The sequence below is a fragment of the Promicromonospora sp. NPDC060204 genome (assembly GCF_042728455.1).
Taxonomy (GTDB): domain Bacteria; phylum Actinomycetota; class Actinomycetes; order Actinomycetales; family Cellulomonadaceae; genus Promicromonospora.
Window position 1 is genome coordinate 1 of the sequence record NZ_JBHWZO010000350.1, and the last position, 5,544, is coordinate 5,544.

Annotated in this window: 5 protein-coding genes; 3 read left to right on the forward strand and 2 right to left on the reverse strand. The window is 72.1% G+C overall.

Features of this window, described 5'->3' with window-relative positions:
• Positions 1–45 precede the first annotated feature (45 nt).
• Both ACFWEJ_RS26850 and ACFWEJ_RS26855 read right to left on the reverse strand, forming a co-directional pair.
• The gene (locus ACFWEJ_RS26850) at positions 46–1,065 is read right to left on the reverse strand and encodes a FecCD family ABC transporter permease (RefSeq protein ID WP_377232229.1); all 1,020 of its coding nucleotides are present in this window, start codon (positions 1,063–1,065) and stop codon (positions 46–48) included.
• Complete coding sequence (locus ACFWEJ_RS26855; protein ID WP_377232230.1) at positions 1,062–2,111, reverse strand: ABC transporter substrate-binding protein; 1,050 nt, start codon at positions 2,109–2,111, stop codon at positions 1,062–1,064. Before ACFWEJ_RS26855 ends, ACFWEJ_RS26850 begins: the two co-directional genes overlap by 4 nt.
• Positions 2,112–2,305: 194 nt before the next feature.
• On the opposite strand from ACFWEJ_RS26855, the gene ftsY reads away from it, so the two are divergent.
• The 3 genes from ftsY to ACFWEJ_RS26870 all read left to right on the forward strand — a co-directional run bounded on the left by ftsY (position 2,306) and on the right by ACFWEJ_RS26870 (position 5,468).
• Positions 2,306–3,499 carry a signal recognition particle-docking protein FtsY gene (gene ftsY, locus ACFWEJ_RS26860; RefSeq protein WP_377232231.1) on the forward strand — a complete coding sequence of 398 codons (1,194 nt, stop codon included), beginning with the start codon at positions 2,306–2,308 and terminating at the stop codon, positions 3,497–3,499.
• Between the two features lie 289 nt (positions 3,500–3,788).
• Positions 3,789–5,087, forward strand: a complete 1,299-nt coding sequence (locus ACFWEJ_RS26865) for an ammonium transporter (protein ID WP_377232232.1) — start codon at positions 3,789–3,791, stop codon at positions 5,085–5,087.
• Between the two features lie 42 nt (positions 5,088–5,129).
• Entirely contained in the window at positions 5,130–5,468 is a 339-nt protein-coding gene (locus ACFWEJ_RS26870; RefSeq protein WP_357484250.1) for a P-II family nitrogen regulator, read from the forward strand.
• The last annotated feature ends 76 nt before the right edge of the window (positions 5,469–5,544 follow it).

Sequence of the window (5,544 nt, forward strand, 5' to 3'; positions counted from 1 at the left end):
GGCGCGCGGCCGGGCGCCCGGTTCCGGAGACGGTGCGGGTCGCGGTCATCGGGCACGCTCCTTCGCGCGGCGCGTCAGCCAGATGAAGAACGGGGTGCCGAGCAGCGCCGTGACCACGCCCACCTGGACCTCCGCCGGGCGCGCCACGAGGCGGCCCACGACGTCGGCCGTGACCAGCAGCAGCGGCCCCAGCACCGCGGAGAGCGCGAGCACGCGGCGCACGTCGGTGCCGACCAGGGCCCGGGCCACGTGCGGGATGACGAGGCCGACGAAGGCGATCGGGCCGGCCAGCGCCACGGCGGTGCCCGACAGCAGCACCACGGCGACGCCCGCCAGCAGCCGGGTCCGCACGACGGGGACGCCGAGCGCCGCCGCCGTGTCGTCGCCGAGGGCGAGCGCGTTGAGCGACCCGGAGACGACCACCGCGAGGACCCCGCCGACCACGGCCGGCACGAGGGCCGGCAGCAGCACGGCGGGGTCGGGCAGGTTCAGCGACCCCACCACCCAGAACCGGTACTGGTCCATGGTCGAGGCGCTGAGCAGCACCGTCGCCGAGACGGCGGCACCGAGGAAGGCCGTCATCGCCATCCCGGCCAGGGTCATGTTCACGGGCGTAAGCCCTTCGGGCGACCGGCTCGCGAACAGGTAGACGGCGGCCGTCGCCAGCGCAGCGCCCGCCAGGGCGAGGAGCACGCGGGGCAGGCCCGCACCCAGCCCGAGGAACACGCTGCCGGCGACCACCGCGACGGCGCCGCCGGCGGAGATCCCCAGCAGGCCCGGGTCGGCCAGCGGGTTGCGGGTGACCGCCTGCGCCAGCACGCCGGCGACGCCGAGGGCGACGCCGACGAGCAGGCCGAGCAGGGTCCGGGGCAGCCGCAGCTCCCAGATGACGGTCGCGGCGACGCCGTCGTGGCCGAGCAGCCCCGCGAGCGTCTCGGCCGGGGAGAGCACACGGGCGCCCACCGTGATGCCGGCCAGCGCCGCGACGACGAGCAGCACGAGCGCGGTCAGCAGGATCGCGGCGACCGTCCGTCCGCTGCGCGCCGTGGTCCGGGTCGTGCTCACCGCTGGTCGGCGGCGATGGTCTCCAGGTCGTCGAGCACGAGCCCGGCCCCCGTCACGCCCAGACCCAGGTACCACGTCTCGTCCGGCACCTCGCGGACGACGCCGCCGTCCGCGACCGCGGGCACCTGGTCCCACAGGGGGCCGTCGACGACTGCCGCCTGCTCGGTGGCGTCGGGCTCCCCGTAGGTGCCCCAGAGCAGCCAGTCGCCCTCGGCGAGGGTGATCTCCTCCGCGGAGATCTCGACGGCGAGGTCGGCGATGTCCTCGGTCTCCGGCCGGGGGAGGCCGGCGTCGGCCAGGATGATGCCGACGAACGAGTCGTTGGCGTACAGGCGGATCTGCCCGGCCATGAACCGGAGCATGGAGACGGTCGGGGCCTCGCCGCCGTTCGCCTCCACCACCTCGGCGCCGACCTCGTCGGCACGCTCCTCGTAGGTGTCCAGCAGCTCCTGGGCGCGGTCCTCCTCGCCCACGGCCGCGGCGTTGAGCAGGAAGTTCTCCTTCCACAGCACGCCGGGGCGCGGCGACAGCACGGTCGGCGCGATGTCCTGGAGCTTGGCCTTGAGGCCGTCGTCGTCGATCCGCAGCGACGTGCCGAGGATCAGGTCGGGCTCGAGGTTCTTGATCTGCTCCAGGTTCAGGGCGTCGTAGGCGCCGAGGTCCACGGCGTCGCCGACGTCCAGGTAGTCGGGCGCCATCTCGGCGTCCGCCGGGTGGGCGATGCCGACCGGCTCGATGCCCAGGGAGATCATGTTGTCCAGCTCACCGGTGTCGAGCACGATGACGCGCTCGGGCTTCGCGGGGATCTCGGTCTCGCCCACCTCCTCGTTGGCCACGAGGTTGCGCACGGTGCGCGGGAACTCGCCCGGTGCGGCGTCCGTGCCGAGCCGGCCCGCGAGCTCCCGGACGTCGTCGAACCCCTCCTGGCCGGTGGCGACGTTGGACTTGTTGTCGCCGGTGCCGGCATCGGCGGTGCCGCCGCAGCCGGTGAGCAGGGCGGCACCCACCACGAGGGCGGCGAGAGACGCGGAAACTGCGCGAGGCATGGTTGTTCCTTCGATGTTCTGGGCTGAAAGGTCCTGCACGGCCGCGGGTCTGAGGCGGCGCGGTCGTCGCGCTCGGGCTCTCTCGGCAGCGTCACCCTACACGCGGAGATTAGGGGACCCTAACTCCGCCCGGCGAAACGGGCGGGAGCCAGGGGTTTCCACGGCGTCGTCCGCGAGATGAAAGAATCTGGGGCGTGAACGAGCTTCCCTGGATCGAGATCATCTCCGCCGTCGTCGTCCTCGCGGGTGGTGGCGGCCTCGCCGGCGTCCTGGTCGCCCGACGGCGCAGGCGGACCCAGGACCAGGACGGCGCCCCGAGCGCCACCGAGCCCACGACGACGGCGTCGTCGGCCACGGCGGAGCCGGCCACCGCCGAACCCGCCACCGCCGAACCCACGGCGGAGCCCGAGGCGGCCGCGCCACAGGCCGCGCCGGTCCTGGAGCGCCCCGCCCCGACCGCGGGCCGCCTGGTGCGGCTGCGCGACCGCCTCGCCCGGTCCGGCTCGCCCCTGGGCGCCCGCCTGCTCTCGGTGCTGTCCCGGGACTCGCTCACGGAGAACGACTGGGACGAGATCGAGGAGGAGCTGCTCCTCGCGGACGTCGGCGCCGGCCCCACCACGGACCTGCTCGACGCGCTGCGGACCAAGGTCCGGGTGCTGGGCGTGCGCGAGCCGGCGGCGGTGCGCGACCTGCTGCGCTCCGAGCTCGTGACGCTCCTCCAGCCCGAGCTGGACCGCACCCTGCACACCGAACCGCGGACCGCCGAGGACGGCAGCCACCTGCCCGCGGTGACCCTCGTGGTGGGCGTGAACGGCACGGGCAAGACCACGACGGTCGGCAAGCTGGCCCGTGTGCTGGTGGCGGACGGCCGCAGCGTGGTGCTCGGCGCCGCCGACACGTTCCGCGCCGCCGCGGCGGACCAGCTCACCACCTGGGGCAACCGGGTGGGCGTGGAGACGGTGCGCTCGGACCGCGAGGGCGCCGACCCGGCGTCGGTGGCCTTCGAGGCGGTCGCACGCGGGCGCGACGAGAAGACGGACGTCGTGCTCGTGGACACGGCGGGGCGCCTGCAGAACAAGGCCGGCCTCATGGACGAGCTCGGCAAGATCGTGCGCGTGGCCAGCAAGGTCGCCGCGCCGAGCGAGGTGCTGCTGGTGCTCGACGCGACCACCGGGCAGAACGGGCTCTCCCAGGCGCGGGTCTTCGCGGAGGTCGCCGGCGTCACGGGCATCGTCCTGACGAAGCTCGACGGGACCGCCAAGGGCGGGATCGTGGTCCAGGTGCAGCGAGAGCTTGGCGTGCCGGTCAAGCTCATCGGCCTGGGCGAGGGTCCGGACGACCTGGCGCCGTTCGACGTCGAGGAGTTCGTGGACGGGATCCTGGGCTGACCCCGGGTCAGGAATGCCCCCGTGAATGGCACGGCATTGGTCGCCGTCCACCATGTGAGAAGTACATGTAAGCGTTAAGTTACCGGCGGATAGCCACGAAATAACCGGGCGATCACGGTTGGGTCGGAAAATTCGCCCAAGCCGGTCTCGAAATAAGACGTTTACATGCTCCCCGCCTGCGTCACGCATCCGTAACCTCGATGCGGGCCACGTGTAACGGCGTCCCGCGACGGTAGTCGCGGTGGGCCGAGTCACCAGGACCGGTCCGGGGAGAGAGGCATTTTCCGCGATGGAATTCGAGCTCGATACGGGCAACACCGCCTGGCTGATCACCGCCTCCTCGCTCGTGCTGCTGATGACGCCGGGCCTGGCGTTCTTCTACGGCGGCATGGTGCGGGGCAAGAGCGTTCTCAACATGATGATGATGAGCTTCGCCTCGATCGGCGTCGCCGGGCTCATCTGGGTCGTCTACGGCTACGGTCTGGCCTTCGGCCCGGACATCGCCGGCTTCATCGGCAACCCGGCCGGGCTCATCGGCCTCACGATCGACAACGCCGCCAGTCCCACGACCGGCGTCGGCATCCCCGGCCTCGTGTTCGCCGGGTTCCAGGCCACGTTCGCCATCATCACGGTGGCCCTCATCTCCGGTGCGATCGCCGACCGCGTCAAGTTCGGCACCTGGATCGTCTTCAGCGCCATCTGGGTCACGGTCGTCTACGCGCCGCTGGCCCACTGGGTCTGGGGCGGCGGCATGTTCGGCGCCGACGGCTGGCTCGCGTCGGCCCTCTCGCTGCCGATCGACTTCGCCGGCGGCACCGTCGTCCACATCAACGCGGGTGCCGCGGCGCTGGCCCTGGCCCTCGTGATCGGCAAGCGCAAGGGCTTCGGCACCGAGGCCATGCGTCCGCACAACCTGCCGTTCGTCATGCTGGGCGCCGCCCTCCTGTGGTTCGGCTGGTTCGGCTTCAACGCGGGCTCCGAGCTCGCCGCGGACGGCACCGCCGGCCGCGCCTGGGTCAACACGCTGGTCGCCACGGCCGTCGCGATGCTCGCCTGGATGACCACCGAGAAGTTCCGTGACGGCGCCGCCACCTCGCTGGGTGCCGCCTCCGGTGTGGTCGCCGGCCTGGTCGCGATCACCCCGGCCGCCGGCACGGTGGACTCGTGGGGCGCCATCGTCATCGGCCTCGTCGCCGGTGTCCTGTGCTCGCTCGCCGTGGGCCTCAAGTACAAGTTCGGCTACGACGACTCGCTCGACGTGGTCGGCGTGCACCTCGTCGGTGGCCTCGTCGGCACCATCCTGATCGGGTTCTTCGCGACGAACGGCCGCTACGACTCGTTCTACTTCGAGGGCTCGCTCAACGGCCTCTTCTACGGTGGCGGCGTCACGCAGCTGCTCACCCAGATCGTCGCCGCGCTGGTGGCCGTGCTCTACAGCTTCGTGCTCACGTACATCATCGGGCTGGCGCTCAAGGCGACCCTGGGCTGGCGCGTCTCCGAGGAGGCCGAGGTCAGCGGCATCGACCTCGCGGTCCACGGCGAGACGGCGTACGAGAACTCCGGGTCCACCATCACCGAGGTGCGCTGACCGTACTACGGTCCAGCTACCCGACTGCTTAGGAGGCAGCGCATGAAGCTTGTCACGGGTGTCATCCAGCCCCACCGCCTCGACGACGTGAAGACGGCGTTGGAAGGTGCCGGGGTGCGCGGTATGACCGTGAGCGAGGCCAGCGGCTACGGCCGACAGAAGGGCCACACCGAGGTCTACCGCGGTGCGGAGTACACGGTGGACCTGGTGCCGAAGGTCCGCATCGAGGTGCTCGTCACGGACGAGGACGTCGCGGCGGTGACCGATGCGATCGTCGGCGCGGCGCAGACGGGCAAGATCGGCGACGGCAAGGTGTGGGTCGTGCCGGTCGAGGACGTGGCCCGGGTGCGCACCGGCGAGCACGGCGACGCCGCGCTCTGATCCGGGAGTGCCAGACGACGCATGACAAGTGACCCGGTGCCCGAGGGCACCCGGGAGCAGGCGGAGGCCCCGCACC